Source organism: Streptomyces sp. NPDC027672, from assembly GCF_055566335.1.
In genome coordinates this window covers 480,908-496,335 of sequence record NZ_JBVHSO010000001.1, presented here as the reverse complement: position 1 = coordinate 496,335, position 15,428 = coordinate 480,908, and the positions used below count along the sequence as shown (strand labels likewise).

The following is a 15,428-nucleotide window of genomic DNA, read 5'->3' as shown; positions in this document are numbered from 1 at the left end:
GCGCCCCCGGCTCGCCGGGCTGCTCCGTCCGCCGTCCCCGCCCGCGGCGCCCCCGGTCCGCCGGCCTACACCGCCCGCGGTCCCGTCCGCGGCGTCTCCCGGCCCGTCGGCCTACTCCGTCCGCAGGCCCGTCGGTCGGGCCATGCGGAGCAGTGGCGGCAGGGTGAGCAGGGTGACCGTGAGGACCACCGCCGCGCCGGCGCCCGTCATCGCCAGGACGCCCGTCCAGTCCACGAGGACCGGGGTCGCCGTCATCTTCAGCAGCACCGTGCCGAGGGTCAGGCCCACCGCCGCGGCCAGCAGCAGGCCGAGCGTGATCGGCACCGCCGTCTGCCACAGCACCGACAGGCCCAGCGTGCGGCGCCGGGTGCCGAAGGCGACCAGCGACGACAGCAGCTTGCGCCGCTCGCGCAACTGCTCCAACTGGGAGACCAGCAGGCTGGCCCCGATCAGCGCCAGCACACAGACCGCGCCGAGGAACAGGCCGGTGCGCAGGGAGCCGTACCGCGCGGACTGGACGGTGGCCGCCCAGTGCCAGGCGTTGGCGAGCCGGTCCACCCGCGCGGCCGTGTTGCGCACGTACTCGTCCGCGTCCGGCACCGACAGGTCGAGCCGGACGAACACCTGGTGGTACAGCGTCGACGCGGCGCCGGCGGGCAGCGCGGCCGGGGTGAGCAGCAGGCCGTCGGCCTCCGGCCGCAGCGCGTCCTTGCGGACGCCGACCTGACGCAGCCCGGCCGGAACCGTCCAGGGGATCTCGCGTCCGCGCACGTCCGCCGAGTAGCTGGGATCGAGGAAGACCTGCCGGCCGGGCCGGGTCAGGGCGCGCAGGGCGGCGCGGTCGTCCGCGGGCGGGATGACGAAGACGTCACCGTCCCGGCAGGACGGCAGGTGCGCCAGCTCGCGCAGCGCGGCGCAGTCGCCGACGGTGATGCCGACCGTGGTGCCGGGGTCGTACCGCTTGTCGCCGAGCCCGCCGCTGGAGAGCGCCACCGCGTCCCGGACGCCCTTGGTGCGGGGGAACTCGCGGGCCGCCACCGCCAGCCGGGACCGGTCCCGCAGGTCGACCTCCATGGACGCCCGGTTCGGGTCCCGGCCGGTGTCCCTGGTGTACTGGCCCTGCACGCCCGCGAAGAGCATCTGCAGCGCGATCGCACCGGCCACCGCCACCGCGATGCCGTTGACCATGCGGGCCGCCGTCCCGCTGCTCGACTGGAGCCGCCGTACGGCCAGTTGCCAGGAGACCGGGCCCGCGCCGAGCCGGGCCACGGCCGCCTCCACCAGCCAGGGCAGCAGCAGGGTGACGCCGGCCAGGAGCAGCAGGACGCCGCCGACGACCAGGTACTCGTTGAAGTCGCCGTGGGAGCGGCCCTGGCCGATCATCGGGTACAGCATCGCCAGACCCGCGAGCGGCAGCAGCAGCCGCCACCACAGGCGCCGCCGGCGCTGCCGGGCGGCGCGCACCACGCCGAGCGGCTCCACGACCACGGAGCGCATCGCGAACAGCGTCACCGCCACCGCGGCGGCCGGGACCGCCACCGCGACCACCGCGACCAGCACCGGCGAGGGGTTCAAATAGCTGGGGAAAAAACTCTCGCCCAGCACCTCCACCGAGCCCGCCGCCTGCCGTCCGGCCAGGAAGAACACCGCGCCGACGACCAGGCCGAGCAGCGCCCCGGCCAGTGCCTCGCCGGCCGCGATCCGGCGGGTCATCCGGCTGTCGGAGCCGACCAGCCGCAGCGCGGCCAGCCGGCGGTCGCGCCGCTCGCCGCCGAAGCGCACGGCCGCGGCGATGAACACGGCGACCGGCGCCAGCAGGACGACGAACATGACCAGCGTCATCATGATCAGCACCGGGTCGGCCCGCTCGGCCGTCGGATGCCGGTCGCCGAACGCGCTCAGCCGCACCACGCGCGAGCCGTCCGCCGGCACCGCCAGATCGCCGGCGCCCGCGTAGTAGGCCAGTTCGTGCGAGCCGATCAGACCGGACTCGCCGATCGTGCCGGTGATCCGGTCCGGCAGCCGCTCCCGCAGCAGCCGGCCCCCGGCCGAGGAGAGCAGCTCCTTCAGCGCGGGCGAGACGATCATCTCGCCGGGGGCGGGGAAGCGGTCCAGGCCCGGCGGCAGCGGCGCCCGCGCGCCCTCCGGCTCCAGCAGCCGGCCCCGGACGTCCCGGCCGTGCCACTCGGTGTCGCTCTGGCCGACCAGCACGGTGTTCTCGCCCTTGGGCGGCATGCGCAGGCCGTAGGTGAGGTCGAGCCGGGCCTGTTCGCGCTGGTGCCGTGCGGTCAGCACGTTCGGCAGCGCGGTGGTGAGCAGCAGCAGCGCCACGCCGAGGCCCACGCCGACCGCCGTCAGCACCATCCGGATCCAGCCCTCGCGCCCGCCGGTGCAGGCGAACCGGATGCCCAGCCCCAGGTCCCTGGACCACTGCCGGAGGTTCATACGGCCCGCTCCATGTCCCGTGACCTGCCGTCGCGTACGACGATCTCCCGGTCGGAGTAGGCGGCCACCCGGGCCTCGTGCGTGACCAGCACCACGGCCGCGTTGGTGGAGCGGGCGGCGTCCGTCAGCAGCTCCATCACGCGTTCGCCGTTGAGGGAGTCGAGCGCGCCGGTCGGCTCGTCGGCGAACACCACCCGGGGCCCGGTGACCAGGGACCGGGCCACCGCGACCCGCTGGCCCTGGCCGCCGGAGACCTCGCCGGGCCGCTTGTCCCGCAGGTCGTCCACCTCCAGGCGTTCCAGCCAGGCGAGCGCGGCCCGCTCGGCCTCCTTGCGGGGGCGGCCGTTCAGCCGCAGCGGCAGCGCCACGTTCTCCACGCAGGTCAGCTCCGGCACGAGCTGGCCGAACTGGAAGACGAACCCGAAGTCGCTGCGGCGCAGGGCGCTGCGTTCGGTGTCGCTCATGCCGGCCAGTTCACGGCCGTCGTAGGTGATGGAGCCCGAGTCGGGCGGCACGATGCCGGCGAGGCAGTGCAGCAGGGTCGACTTCCCGGAGCCGGACGGGCCCATCACGGCGACGACCTCGCCGGGGTGGATGGAGAACGCGGCGCCGTCGAGGGCGACGGTGGGGCCGTAGGCCTTGCGCAGGTCCTCGGCGGCGAGCAGGGAGCCGGGCGGCGGGGTCATCGGGTCACCGCCGCACGGAGCTTGTCGAGGCGCGCGGCGGTCAGTTCCAGCCAGCGCAGGTCGGCCTCCAGGTGGAACAGGGCGTGGTCGCAGATCAGTTGGTCCGCGAGGTCGCCCTTGCGCTTGCGGTCGGTGAGGATGCGCATGCTGCGCAGGTGCTCGGCCCGCTGGGTGTCGAGGATGTCGGCGGCGTCGCGGTGGGTGAGCAGGGCGAGGACGACCTTGGTGTACAGGGTCGACTGGAGGTACTCCGCCGGCTTCTCCGGGGTGGCGAGCCAGCGTTCGACGTCGGTGACGCCGGCGTCGGTGATGGCGTACCGCTTGCGCTCGGGGCCGCCGCCGGACTCGACGCCGTCGACTTCCACGAGGCCGTTCTTCAGCAGCCGGGACATCGTGGAGTAGACCTGGCCGTAGTGCAGCGGCCGGTCGTGACCGAACTTCTCGTCGAAGGCCCGCTTGAGGTCGTAGCCGTGACGCGGACCGGACTCCAGGAGTCCCAGGAGAGTGTGACCGATGGACATGGCAGCACTCTACACACGGTGTATACGCGAGGTGTATACCCGGGCGGGGCCGAGGGGCGGCCAGAGCGCGCCGGCGCAGGTCGGGGGCGGTTGTCTGGATTCGGCGCCGCCCGGCCGCCCGCCCGCGGTGGCCGGTTCAGGCCGGCGGGGGTCCCGGGGGCGGGCCGCCGGGCGGGCGTCCCCGGCGCGGCAGCGGACCCGCGTCCCCGGGCAGCCGTCCCGCCTCCGCGAGCGCGCGCCGCAGCAGGAACTCGATCTGCGCGTTCGCCGACCGCAGTTCGTCCCCGGCCCACCGGGCCAGCGCCTCGTACACCGACGGGTCCAGCCGCAGCAGCACCTGCTTGCGCTGCCGCGGCCGGTTCTCCGGTGTCTTCGGGGAGTCCGTCACTGGTAGAGGGTCCCGGTGTTGAGGACGGGCTGCGGGGCTCGGTCCCCGCACAGCACCACCAGCAGGTTCGACACCATCGCCGCCTTCCGCTCCTCGTCCAGCTCCACGATGTCCGCCTCCGCGATCCGGTCCAGCGCCGCCTGGACCATGCCCACGGCGCCGTCCACGATCTGCCGCCGGGCCGCGACGACCGCTCCCGCCTGCTGCCGCTGGAGCATCGCCGAGGCGATCTCCGGAGCGTACGCGAGATGCGTGAAGCGGGACTCGACGACCTGCACCCCGGCCGCCTCCACCCGTGCCTGGAGCTCCACGGCCAGCTTCTCGGTGATCTCCTCGGCGTTGCCGCGCAGCGACAGCCCGTCCTCGTCGTGGGCGTCGTACGGGTACTCGATGGCGATGTGCCGCACGGCCGTCTCGGTCTGCGTGGCGACGAACTCGGTGAAGTCGTCCACCTCGAAGGTGGCCTGCGCGGTGTCCCGCACCTTCCACACCACGACCGCGGCCAGCTCGATCGGGTTGCCGTAGGCGTCGTTCACCTTCAGTACGGCGGTCTCGTGGTTGCGCACCCGGGTGGAGACCCGGGTCCGGGAGGTGAAGGGGTTCACCCAGCGCAGGCCGTCCTGCCGGATCGTGCCCCGGTAGCGCCCGAAGAGCTGGACGACCCGCGCCTCGCCCGGCGCGACCGTGTTCAGGCCGCGCAGTCCGATGAGGGCGGCGAGCAGGACCACGACGCCGGCGGCGACGCACCCGCCCCGCACGCCGGGCGAGGAGACCGCCCCGGCGGCCGCGAAGAGCGCCGCCGCGCCGCCGAGCCCGAGCAGGCCCAGCAGCAGGGCGAGCCCGCCGCCGATGCTGTGGGCCGGGAACTCCCGGACCCGCGGGGAAGGCATCTCGGGTATGTCGGACATGGGTGATCCCCGTTCTCGAAGTCTTATCGCGGTGCTGTCTAAGAGATAACACTTTTCCCGCGCAGAGCAACCCCGCAACCCCCGTATACGTCGGTTCCGTTGGGAACGGGTGCTGATTGTCACGTCCGTAAAAGAACGGATCGGACGCCCTTTGTCATATAGAGGGGTGTTAGCTTTCGGAGCTGACCCCGAGACGGAAGCGAGCGTAGGGACCCATGGGACGAGCGGAAGAGAGACGAGCGCGCCAGCGTGGGGGTCACCGCGCGGCGCCCCAGCGCCGCCGCTCCGAACCCGCGGCCGCCGGTAAGCCCGCCAAGAGCCTCATACGCCGGATGTTCACCTGGAAGAAGATCCTCGGCACCGTCTTCGGGGTCTGCCTGCTGGCCATCCTCGGCTTCATCGGCCTCTACCTGTACGTGGACATACCCGAGGGCAACGCCGCCGCCCGGCAGCAGAGCAACGTCTACAAGTTCAGCGACGGCACGGTCCTGGCCCGCAGCGGCAAGGTCAACCGCGAGATCGTCGACCTGTCCAAGGTGCCCCGCAAGGTCCAGCTCACCTTCGTCGCCGCCGAGAACAAGAGCTTCTACGGCGACGCCGGCGTCGACTTCCGCGGCACCGCCCGCGCGCTGCTCAACACCCTGGCCGGCAAGGGCAAGCAGGGCGGCTCCACGATCACCCAGCAGTACGTCAAGAACTACTACCTCAACCAGGACCAGACCGTCACGCGCAAGCTGAAGGAACTGGTCATCTCGCTGAAGGTGGACCGCGAGAAGTCCAAGGACGACATCCTCGCCGGCTACATCAACACCAGCTACTACGGCCGCAACGCCTACGGCATCCAGGCCGCCGCCCAAGCGTACTTCCACGTCGACGCCGAGGACCTGACGGTCGAACAGGGCGCCTACCTCGCCGCGCTGCTCCAGGCACCGAGCCAGTACGACTGGGCGGTCGCCTCCGACACCGGCAAACGGCTGGTCACCCAGCGCTGGAACTACGTCCTGGACAACATGGTCGAGGAGGGCTGGCTGGCCAAGTCCCAGCGCGCCGCCCTGCACTTCCCCGCGATCAAGGAGCCCAAGGGCGCCCCGGGCCTCGAAGGGCAGAAGGGCTATCTGGTCGAACTCGCCAACCAGCAGCTCGAACAGCAGCTCATGGCGCAGGAGGGCCTGACCCAGTCGCAGGCGGAGAACGCGGTCGTCGAAAAGGGCTGGACCATCACCCTCAACATCGACCGCAAGAAGCAGACCGCGCTGGAGCAGGCGGTCAAGACGCAGCTGACCGGCAAGCTGGACAAGAAGAAGCGCAAGGTCGACGGCGACATCCAGCCCGGCGCCGTCTCCGTCGACCCCGAGAACGGCAGGATCGTCGCGCTCTACGGCGGCCAGAACTACTACGACCACTACTTCAGCAACGCCACCCGCAAGGACTACCAGCCCGCCTCCACCTTCAAGCCCGTCATCCTCGCCGCCGCGCTGGAGCAGAACGCCACCACGCAGGACGGCAAGCCCATCACCGCCTCCACCGTCTACGACGGCACCAGCCGCCGCCCGGTGCGCGACCGCGGCACCGAGGTCGGCTTCGCCCCGCCGAACGAGGACGACCGCAGCTACGGCAGGATCAGCGTCCAGCAGGCCATGAACAAGTCCGTGAACTCCGTGTTCGCGCAGATGGGCGTGGACGTGGGCATGGACAAGGTGATGAGCACGGCCGCCGCGCTGGGCATGGACACCAAGGGCATGCAGGCGGTGCCCGCCCAGACCCTCGGCTCGATGGGCGCGAGCCCGCTGGAGATGGCCGGGATCTACGCCACCTTCGCCAACCACGGCTACAAGGTGACCCCGGCCATCATCAAGACCGCCGAGAACAAGGGCCGCTCGGTGGAGCTGCCGGACCCGGTCGGCGGCTCGGTGATCAGCCGTACGGCCGCCGACACGGTCACCTCGGTGCTCACCGGCGTGGTGGACGACGGCACGGCCGAGCGGTCCGTGGCCGACAACCCGCTGCGCGACGGCCAGCAGGTGGCGGGCAAGACCGGTACCTCCGACGAGAACAAGTCGGCCTGGTTCACCGGCTACACGCCCGACCTGGTCACCTCCGTCGGCCTGTTCGGCGAGGACCCCAAGACCAAGGCCCATGTGAGCATGAAGGGCGCGACCGGCCTGCTGGAACCGCCCGGCCGGATCAACGGCGGCGGCTACCCGGCGCAGATCTGGGCCGCGTACACCTTCGGCGTCACCGACAAGGCCGCCTTCGACCTGAACACCACGCAGGGCGCGGCCGTCGCGCCGACCGAGACGCCGTCGTGGACGTCCACCCCGACCCGGACGCCGTCCCAGACGCCGACCTCCGAGCCGCCGACGACCTCCGAGCCGCCCTCGCGGACGCCGACGACGACGACGGCCCCGCCCCCGTCGCAGACGCCGACCACCCGGCCGCCGTCCCAGACGCCGACCACCCGGCCGCCCTCGCAGACGCCGTCCCAGACGCCCACCACCGAGGACCCGCTCGACCCGGAGGGCGACCTCGGGGAGGACCGGCAGCTCGGCTGACAGGCAGCCAGGCACACGCCGAGGGGGGCGCCCGGAGAACTCCGGGCGCCCCCCTCGGCGTAACGGGCTCTCAGCCCCGGTTCAGCTCGAACCAGACCACCTTGCCGGTGCTCAGCCGGGTCGCACCCCAGCGCCGGGCCAGCCGGTTGACCAGATACAGCCCGCGCCCGCCCTCGTCCGTGGCCCGGGCCTGCCGCAGCCGCGGCAGTTGCGGCACGTCGTCGCCGACCTCGCAGCGCAGCACGTCGGTGCGCAGCAGCCGCAGCGTCACCGGCCGCGACGCGTACCGCACCGCGTTGGTCACGACCTCGCTGACCAGCAGCTCCACCGAGTCCGTCAGCTCCTCCAGATCCCAGCGGGCGAGCGCGCGCCGGGCCAGCCGGCGGGCCTGGCCGGGCGCCGTCTCCTCGGGTTCCAGCGTCCAGTACGCGACATCGCTCGGCGCGATCCCGTCGAACCGGGCCGCGAGCAGCGCGATGTCGTCGTCCCGGTCGCCCGGCCCGAGCATGTCCAGCACCTCGTCGCACAGCGCTTCCAGCGGCGGCGGATGGTCCGGCCCGGTGAGCTGCGCGGTCGCGGCCAGCTTCTCCCGCAACTGCTCTATGCCGGTCCACACGTCCCGCAGCCGGGACTCCACCAGCCCGTCGGTGTACAGCAGCAGGGTCGCCCCGGCGGGCGCGTCCAGCTCCACCGCCTCGAAGTCCACCCCGCCGACCCCGATCGGCGCGCCGGGCGGCACCGGCAGCACCTCGGCCCGCCCGCCCAGGTGCAGCAGCACGGGCGGCGGATGGCCGGCGTTGGCGATCGTGATGCGGTGCGTGACCGGGTCGTAGACCGCGTAGAGGCAGGTCGCCATGCGGTCGGTGCCCAGGCGCTGCGCCTGCTCGTCCAGATGGTGCAGCACCTCCTGCGGCGGCAGATCGAGCCCGGCCAGCGTCTGCGCGGTGGTGCGTAGCTGGCCCATGATCGCCGCCGAGGTCATCGAGTGGCCCATCACATCGCCGACGACCAGCGCGACCCGGCTGCCGGGCAGCGGGATCGCGTCGTACCAGTCGCCGCCGACCCGCGCGGTCTCCGCCGCCGGCAGATACCGGGAGGCCAGCCGGACCCCGGTCGGCCGGGGCAGGGTCTCGGGCAGCATGGTGCGCTGGAGTTCGTCGGCGATGTACGCCTCGCGGCCGTACAGCACCGCCTTGTCGATGCCGAGCGCGCTGTGCGTGGCGAGCTGCGCCGCCACCAGCAGGTCGTCCGCCTCGAACGCGGGCCGGTCCGGGCGGCGCAGGAACAGGGCCGCGCCGATCACCCGGCGCCGGCCGCGCAGCGGCGCGAGGATCGCGTGCTGCCCGTCCGGCACGATCGCCTCACCGCCCTCGCCGAGCAGTTCCGGCAGCGCGTCCCGGGCGGCGGGCGCGTCGGCGAACACCGGCCGCACCCCGCGCAGCACCTCGTTCAGCGCGCCGCCCGGCCGCACCTCGCACAGCTCGGTGCTGAGCGTCGACAGGTCCGCCGGTCCCGCCGGCTCCGGTTCCGGCTCGAACGCCGACGACAGCAGTACCCCGTCGGTGTCCCGTTCCTCCGGTATCCGGTCGGTGCGGCGCAGCCGCAGCACCACCGGACCGGTGGGCCGCTCGTCGCCGACCGGCAGCGGGTCGCGCAGATAGACCAGGATCGCGTCCGAGAACGTCGGCACGGTCGCCCGGCACAGCCCCATCACGATCTCGTCCAGGTCCAGCCCGCGGGCGATCCGCCGGGTGGCCGCGCCCACGAACCTCAGCCGGTCCCCGTCCCGCCGCATCGGCATCGGCCGCCCCGGCGGCAGTCCCCGTCCGCTGCGGCGCTCCGGGCCGTCCGGCACCCGTTCCTGGTCGGCACCGGGCTGCGCCGGGATGCCCTCCGACGCGGGCCGCGGACGATGCTCCGCCACGCTCGGTTTCTCCCCCACGCTCGGCTTCTCGCGCGCGGGAGGACCCCCGTACGCGGCAGGCGCCCCCACGGGCTCGGTGACGGCGGGCTGGGAGTGCTCGGGGCCGTCCGCCGGGTGCTCCTTGCCCATGCCGTCCTCTCCCTTGCCGCGGGTCGTGGCCGGGCCCGGCCCCGGGGGCGCCGCGCCGGCCCGGGCCTGCGCGGATAAGGCGGCACCGCCGGGCTGCGCCGGGGTACGCGGGAGTGCCCCGCGGGAGTCCGCGGGGTCGACGCCCGGCTGGGGGCGTCCGAAGGTGGTGGGCTGCTCCGTCACGCGTGTCGCATCCGTCCGTCCGGGGCTGCGCGCCGGGTGCGCCGGGCGCGCAGTCGGTCCCGTCGAAGTCCCGATACCCGCAATAGGTGCCCAGGGAACGGAATTCCCCCGGGGCCGGTCCTCCCGGTGGTGCCCTGGTACCCCTCGCTCACGTCCTGCCGCCCCTCGGTGACGATCGGTCAAGCTCTGCGCGTGCTCCGGTGGTTGCCCTCGCGCGCCCTTGCGGACGACGATCCTACGTTTCCCGCCCGGGGGCGCATCAAGGGTCTCACGAGGACAGCCGCGCGGGTGTGCGGTCCCAGTCCTCGGGGAGAGAAGGTACCGCCCAGGACGGATCCGGGCGCCAGTGCTGCCAGCCGTCCGGGAACGGCGTCCCCCACGCGCGGATCACCTCCACCGCCTCCCGGCCCGCCGCCCGCACCCGCTCGGCGGTCGCCGGGTCCATCAGCCCGTCCCGCTGCGCCTGGGCGAACTCGTCCTCGTCGCGCCAGTGCCAACTGCGGTCCGGGTGCACGGAGATGTCCAGGAAGTGGTCCTCGGAGTCCACGCCGCCCGCCCACCGGGCCAGCGGCTGCTCCAGGTTGACGTACCAGTTCTTGAACCGCCAGCCCGGCTCCCAGAACAGCCACACCGACCAGGGCCGGCCGGGCTGGGCCAGCTTCAGCACGCCCGTGCCGAACCAGCGTTCCCGGCGGACCGTGCGCGGCTTGGTGTAGCGGGTCTCCAGCGGCTCCAGGTGCACGGGCGTGCCGTCGGCCAGCACCGGCTTCACGCACTCGGTGCCGGGGGCCAGCCACACCGCCAGCAGTTCGGCGTCGTCCCGCACGACGGTGACGGGCCGGGCGATGTGGATCCGCTCGCCCGCGTTCGCCCGGTAACGCCACAGGATGTGCGTTCCCGGGGTCCAGTGCGCCGTGGGTCCGCCCGCCGTCCGTGTCATCGCTCCGTCGTCCGTCATGCGCAGATATTAGGTGGCACGGGCACACGACGCTGCGGCGCGCGTCACGGCGGCCGGGGCCGGCCGGAAAGGTCCGCCCCCGGTTTACGGGCGTGTCATCCGCAGGACGTCCAGCGCCTCGTCGAGCTGCTCCCGGGTCAGCACGCCGCGCTCCACATAGCCGCCCTCCAGGACGACTTCACGGATCGTCCTGCGTTCGGCGAGGGACTTCTTGGCGACCTTCGCCGCCTCCTCGTAACCGAGGTACTTGTTCAGCGGGGTGACCACCGACGGCGACGACTCGGCGTACTCGCGGGCGCGTTCGCGGTCGGCGGTGATGCCGTCCACGGTCCGGTCGGCCAGCAGCCGGGAGACGTTGGCGAGCAGCCGGACGGACTCCAGGACGTTCTTGGCGATGACCGGGAGCATCACGTTCAGCTCGAAGTTGCCCGCTGCGCCGGCCGTGGTGATGGTCGCGTCGTTGCCGATGACCTGGGCCGCGACCATCAGCACGGCCTCGGGCACGACCGGGTTGACCTTGCCCGGCATGATCGAGGAGCCGGGCTGGAGGTCGGGCAGCCGGATCTCGGCGAGACCGGTGCGCGGCCCGGACGACATCCAGCGCAGGTCGTTGGCGATCTTCGTCAGGCCGACCGCGATGGTCCGCAGCTGTCCGCTGGTCTCCACCACGCCGTCCCGGGCGCCCTGCGCCTCGAAGTGGTCGCGGGCCTCGGTGAGCGGCAGCCCGGTGGTCCGGGCGACCTCCGCGATGACGGCGGCGGAGAAGCCGGGCGGGGTGTTGATGCCGGTGCCGACCGCCGTGCCGCCCAGCGGCAGCTCGGCGAGGCGCGGCAGGGAGGCCCGCAGCCGCTCGACGCCGTAGCGCACCTGCGCCGCGTAGCCGCCGAACTCCTGGCCGAGCGTCACCGGCGTGGCGTCCATCAGGTGCGTCCGCCCCGACTTCACCACGTCCGCGAACTGCGCGGACTTGCGCTCCAGGGACGCGGCGAGGTGCTCCAGCGCCGGGATCAGGTCGTGGGTGACGGCCGCAGTGGCCGCGATGTGGATCGAGGACGGGAAGACGTCGTTGGACGACTGCGAGGCGTTGACGTGGTCGTTCGGGTGGACGTCCCGGCCGAGCCGCTCGGTGGCCAGCGTCGCGATGACCTCGTTGGCGTTCATGTTGGACGAGGTCCCCGAGCCGGTCTGGAACACGTCCACCGGGAAGTGCTCGTCCCACCGGCCCTCGGCGACCTCCCCGGCCGCCTCCCGGATCGCCTCCGCGATCTCCGCGTCCAGCACGCCGAGGCCGGCGTTCACCTTCGCCGCCGCCGCCTTGATCCGGGCCAGCGCCTCGATGTGGGCCCGCTCGATGCGCTGCCCGGACACCGGGAAGTTCTCGACGGCGCGCTGGGTCTGCGCCCGCCACTTGGCGTGGGCCGGGACCCGGACCTCGCCCATCGAGTCGTGCTCGATGCGGTACTGCGGCTCTTCGGTCGTCATCGTCGTACCTCCGGAAGACGTGAGCACTGGTCGCGGCACACGTATTCCCCGGGTGACTACCCACCAGTACAGACCGAGGGGTGACACCTGCGCGGGAACCGGGCGGGCGGCCGTCGCCGTCGCGGCGGCCGCCACCGGGTACCCGGTGGCGGCGTGATGCAGCAGGAGAGGCCCTAGGCCAGCCCGGGTCCCCGCACCGGGATCGAGGTGAACGTCGGCTGGGGGGCCGGGTCGGTGAAGAAGTCGTTGCCCTTGTCGTCCACCACGATGAACGCCGGGAAGTCCTCGACCTCGATCCGCCAGACGGCCTCCATGCCCAGCTCCTCGTACTCCAGGACCTCCACCTTCTTGATGCAGTCCTGCGCCAGTCGGGCGGCCGGGCCGCCGATGGAGCCGAGGTAGAAACCGCCGTGCTCCGCGCACGCGTCGGTGACCTGCCTGCTGCGGTTGCCCTTGGCCAGCATCACCTTCGAGCCGCCCGCCGCCTGGAACTGCTCCACGTACGAGTCCATGCGGCCGGCCGTCGTCGGGCCGAAGGAACCGGAGGCGTACCCCTCGGGGGTCTTGGCCGGGCCGGCGTAGTACACCGGGTGGTCCTTCAGGTACTGCGGCATCTCCTCGCCCGCGTCCAGCCGCTCCTTGATCTTCGCGTGCGCGATGTCACGGGCGACGACCAGCGGACCGGTCAGCGACAGCCGGGTCTTGACCGGGTACTTCGTCAGCTCGGCGAGGATCGTCTCCATCGGCTGGTTCAGGTCGATCCGGACCACGTCGCCGGCCTCGTCGAGGTGCTCCTGCGTGGTGTCGGGCAGGAACCGCGCCGGGTCGGTCTCCAGCTGCTCCAGGAAGACGCCCTCCGCCGTGATCTTCGCGACCGCCTGGCGGTCGGCGGAGCAGGAGACGGCGATGGCGACCGGGCAGGAGGCGCCGTGCCGGGGCAGCCGGACCACCCGGACGTCGTGGCAGAAGTACTTGCCGCCGAACTGCGCGCCGATGCCGATCTTCTGCGTCAGCTCGAAGACCTTCTCCTCCAGCTCCTTGTCCCGGAAGCCGTGGCCCAGCGGCGAGCCCTCGGCCGGCATGTCGTCCAGGTAGTGCGCGGAGGCGTACTTCGCGGTCTTCAGGGCGTACTCGGCGCTCGTGCCGCCGACGACGATCGCCAGGTGGTACGGCGGGCAGGCGGCCGTGCCGAGCGAACGGATCTTCTCCTCCAGGAACTTCATCATGGAGGACTCGTTCAGGACGGCCTTGGTCTCCTGGTACAGGAAGGACTTGTTGGCGGAGCCGCCGCCCTTGGCCATGAACAGGAACTTGTAGGCGCCGCCGTCGGTCGCGTACAGCTCGATCTGTGCGGGCAGGTTGGAACCGGTGTTCTTCTCCTCCCACATGGTGAGCGGAGCCATCTGCGAGTACCGCAGGTTCAGCTTGGTGTAGGCGTCGAAGATGCCGTGCGAGAGGTGCCGCTCGTCCTCGCCGGCCGTCAGCACGTGCTGCCCGCGCTTGCCCATGACGATCGCCGTGCCGGTGTCCTGGCACATGGGCAGCACGCCGGCCGCCGCGATGTTCGCGTTCTTCAGCAGGTCGAGCGCGACGAACTTGTCGTTCGCCGACGCCTCCGGGTCGTCGAGGATCCGGCGCAGCTGGGCGAGGTGGGCCGGGCGCAGGTAGTGCTGGATGTCGTGGATGGCGGCCTCGGCCAGCTTGCGCAGTGCCTCCGGCTCCACCTTGAGGAACGTCCGCCCGTCCGGCCCCTCGACGGTGGACACGCCCTCGGAGGTCACCAGCCGGTACGGGGTGGTGTCCTCGCCCTGGGGGAGCAGATCGGTGTACGCGAACTCAGGCATCTCAGCCCATTCCTCACTCTGACGGACGGCGGCCCGCCGACGCTGGCGGGCCTCACCAGCCTAGAACCTGCCGTGGGCGGCGAACCTGTGAGGTAAGGCTCAGTGCGACTGAGGGCGGTGCCGCCGGGGGCTGTCGCGATCTATCGTGTGTCGCTACGCTGCTGCCGTGGACCTTCACCAGCAGACCGCGCCCCCGCCCGCGACCGAACTGCGCGCCTCGGACGCCGACCGCGACCGGGTCGTCGACATCCTCCGCGAGGCCCTGGCCGAGGGCCGGCTGACCGCCGACGAGCACGCCGAGCGCGTGGACGGGGTGCTGCTCGCCAAGACCGTGGGCGAGCTGGAGGTCTTCGTCCGGGACCTGCCCGCCGGCCAGCAGCGCGCCGCCGCCTACGCGGCCGCCCCGTCCCGGCCCGCTCCGGGCGCGGTCCCGGCGGAGGCCGACGCCAGCGTGGTGGCGGTGTTCAGCAGCGCCGTCCGCCGGGGCCGCTGGCGCGCCGGGCGCCGGCTGCACGCCTACGCGGTCTTCGGCAGTGTCGAGATCGACCTCAGCGAGGCGCTCTTCGAGTACCAGCAGGTGGTGGTCAAGGCGGTCTCCGTCTTCGGCGACGTCCAGATCCGGGTGCCGGAGAACGTCTCGCTGCGCGGCACCGGCGGCGGCGTGCTCGGCAACTTCGAGGTGAGCCCGCTGGACTCGGCGGACCCGAACGCGCCGGTGGTCTACGTCGACGGCTGGGCCGTCCTCGGCAACGTGGAGGCGCGGGCCCGGCGCGGCAAGCTGGTGGCGGACATCCTCGAACGCGTCCAGGACAAGGTCGACCGGAAGATGCGCCGGCACTTCGGCCGCTGACGGCCGCGAACGCGCCGGTGACCGGAACGGCCCGGCCGGCGCCGCGGCGCCGGCCCGGGGGCGTGAACGAGCCGCCGCACGCCCGCGCACGGGAACGCTGTGCATAGGCACGCGTACAGCGGGTAGGGCTTGCTGCATCGTCTCTCGCTCGCGAAGCCGTCGTCAGGAGTAGACCGTGCTGCAACCGCCGCATCAGTCCCTGCAGGTAGCCGGCGTTCCGGTCCAGCGGGTGCCCGCGCGAGACAGGGACCAAGACGCTCCCTGGCACACCGAGGCGGTGTGCCGACGCGACGAGGCCGGACTGTTCTTCGCCCCGTCCAAGGAGCCGACCGCCGCACGGCTGTCCCGCGAGGAGGCGGCCAAGCGGGTCTGCTCCCGCTGTCCGGTGATGGTCGAGTGCCGCGAGCACGCCCTGCTCCAGCCCGAGCCCTACGGCGTCTGGGGCGGCCTCACGGCGGCCGAGCGCCGGGTGGTGCTGGCGCGGCGCCGCCGCCGGGACGTGGAGCTGAAGAAGACGGCGCGGGCGGCGGCGAACCGCATGGCGGGCTGACGACGGCA

Annotated in this window: 12 protein-coding genes; 3 read left to right on the top strand and 9 right to left on the bottom strand. The window is 72.8% G+C overall.

Annotation, left to right across the window (positions count from 1 at the left end):
• Positions 1-111: 111 nt before the first annotated feature.
• The 5 genes from ACZ4SV_RS02185 to ACZ4SV_RS02165 form a co-directional block, all read right to left on the bottom strand.
• Entirely contained in the window at positions 112-2,445 is a 2,334-nt protein-coding gene (locus tag ACZ4SV_RS02185) for an ABC transporter permease (RefSeq protein WP_468000743.1), read from the bottom strand.
• Positions 2,442-3,131 carry an ABC transporter ATP-binding protein gene (locus ACZ4SV_RS02180; RefSeq protein WP_365882911.1) on the bottom strand — a complete coding sequence of 230 codons (690 nt, stop codon included), beginning with the start codon at positions 3,129-3,131 and terminating at the stop codon, positions 2,442-2,444. The genes ACZ4SV_RS02185 and ACZ4SV_RS02180 overlap by 4 nt, the downstream gene beginning before the upstream one ends.
• Positions 3,128-3,652 carry a PadR family transcriptional regulator gene (locus ACZ4SV_RS02175; RefSeq protein WP_365882910.1) on the bottom strand — a complete coding sequence of 175 codons (525 nt, stop codon included), beginning with the start codon at positions 3,650-3,652 and terminating at the stop codon, positions 3,128-3,130. Before ACZ4SV_RS02175 ends, ACZ4SV_RS02180 begins: the two co-directional genes overlap by 4 nt.
• Positions 3,653-3,788: 136 nt before the next feature.
• Entirely contained in the window at positions 3,789-4,040 is a 252-nt protein-coding gene (locus ACZ4SV_RS02170; protein ID WP_397941668.1) for a type II toxin-antitoxin system antitoxin, read from the bottom strand.
• The gene (locus ACZ4SV_RS02165; protein ID WP_468000740.1) at positions 4,037-4,948 is read right to left on the bottom strand and encodes an SPFH domain-containing protein; all 912 of its coding nucleotides are present in this window, start codon (positions 4,946-4,948) and stop codon (positions 4,037-4,039) included. The genes ACZ4SV_RS02170 and ACZ4SV_RS02165 overlap by 4 nt, the downstream gene beginning before the upstream one ends.
• A 215-nt stretch (positions 4,949-5,163) precedes the next feature.
• On the opposite strand from ACZ4SV_RS02165, the gene ACZ4SV_RS02160 reads away from it, so the two are divergent.
• Complete coding sequence (locus tag ACZ4SV_RS02160; protein ID WP_468000738.1) at positions 5,164-7,500, top strand: transglycosylase domain-containing protein; 2,337 nt, start codon at positions 5,164-5,166, stop codon at positions 7,498-7,500.
• 70 nt (positions 7,501-7,570) lie between these two features.
• Here ACZ4SV_RS02160 and ACZ4SV_RS02155 read toward each other — a convergent pair whose 3' ends face one another.
• From ACZ4SV_RS02155 to ACZ4SV_RS02140, 4 genes are all read right to left on the bottom strand, one after another.
• Complete coding sequence (locus ACZ4SV_RS02155; protein ID WP_468000736.1) at positions 7,571-9,736, bottom strand: SpoIIE family protein phosphatase; 2,166 nt, start codon at positions 9,734-9,736, stop codon at positions 7,571-7,573.
• Positions 9,737-10,004: 268 nt separating this feature from the next.
• Positions 10,005-10,694, bottom strand: a complete 690-nt coding sequence (fomD, locus tag ACZ4SV_RS02150; RefSeq protein ID WP_365880432.1) for a cytidylyl-2-hydroxypropylphosphonate hydrolase — start codon at positions 10,692-10,694, stop codon at positions 10,005-10,007.
• 84 nt (positions 10,695-10,778) lie between these two features.
• On the bottom strand, positions 10,779-12,176 hold the full coding sequence (locus ACZ4SV_RS02145; RefSeq protein ID WP_468000733.1) for a class II fumarate hydratase: 1,398 nt from the start codon (positions 12,174-12,176) through the stop codon (positions 10,779-10,781).
• A 173-nt stretch (positions 12,177-12,349) separates the two neighbouring features.
• Positions 12,350-14,020: a fumarate hydratase gene (locus ACZ4SV_RS02140; RefSeq protein ID WP_365883851.1), complete on the bottom strand. Its 1,671-nt coding sequence runs from the start codon at positions 14,018-14,020 to the stop codon at positions 12,350-12,352.
• Positions 14,021-14,186: 166 nt separating this feature from the next.
• Here ACZ4SV_RS02140 and ACZ4SV_RS02135 point away from each other — a divergent pair, with 166 nt between their 5' ends.
• Positions 14,187-14,870 (top strand): DUF1707 SHOCT-like domain-containing protein, encoded by a 684-nt coding sequence (locus tag ACZ4SV_RS02135; protein WP_397941675.1) that lies wholly within the window; start codon positions 14,187-14,189, stop codon positions 14,868-14,870.
• A gap of 175 nt (positions 14,871-15,045) precedes the next feature.
• Positions 15,046-15,420, top strand: a complete 375-nt coding sequence (locus ACZ4SV_RS02130; RefSeq protein ID WP_397941677.1) for a WhiB family transcriptional regulator — start codon at positions 15,046-15,048, stop codon at positions 15,418-15,420.
• Positions 15,421-15,428 lie beyond the last annotated feature (8 nt).

Coding starts and splice junctions, on each gene's coding strand:
- ACZ4SV_RS02185 (WP_468000743.1), bottom strand. CDS start 2,445: ATGAACCTCCGGCAGTGGTCCAGGGACCTGGGGCTGGGCATCCGGTTC.
- ACZ4SV_RS02180 (WP_365882911.1), bottom strand. CDS start 3,131: ATGACCCCGCCGCCCGGCTCCCTGCTCGCCGCCGAGGACCTGCGCAAG.
- ACZ4SV_RS02175 (WP_365882910.1), bottom strand. CDS start 3,652: ATGTCCATCGGTCACACTCTCCTGGGACTCCTGGAGTCCGGTCCGCGT.
- ACZ4SV_RS02165 (WP_468000740.1), bottom strand. CDS start 4,948: ATGTCCGACATACCCGAGATGCCTTCCCCGCGGGTCCGGGAGTTCCCG.
- ACZ4SV_RS02160 (WP_468000738.1), top strand. CDS start 5,164: ATGGGACGAGCGGAAGAGAGACGAGCGCGCCAGCGTGGGGGTCACCGC.
- fomD (WP_365880432.1), bottom strand. CDS start 10,694: ATGACGGACGACGGAGCGATGACACGGACGGCGGGCGGACCCACGGCG.
- ACZ4SV_RS02145 (WP_468000733.1), bottom strand. CDS start 12,176: ATGACGACCGAAGAGCCGCAGTACCGCATCGAGCACGACTCGATGGGC.
- ACZ4SV_RS02140 (WP_365883851.1), bottom strand. CDS start 14,020: ATGCCTGAGTTCGCGTACACCGATCTGCTCCCCCAGGGCGAGGACACC.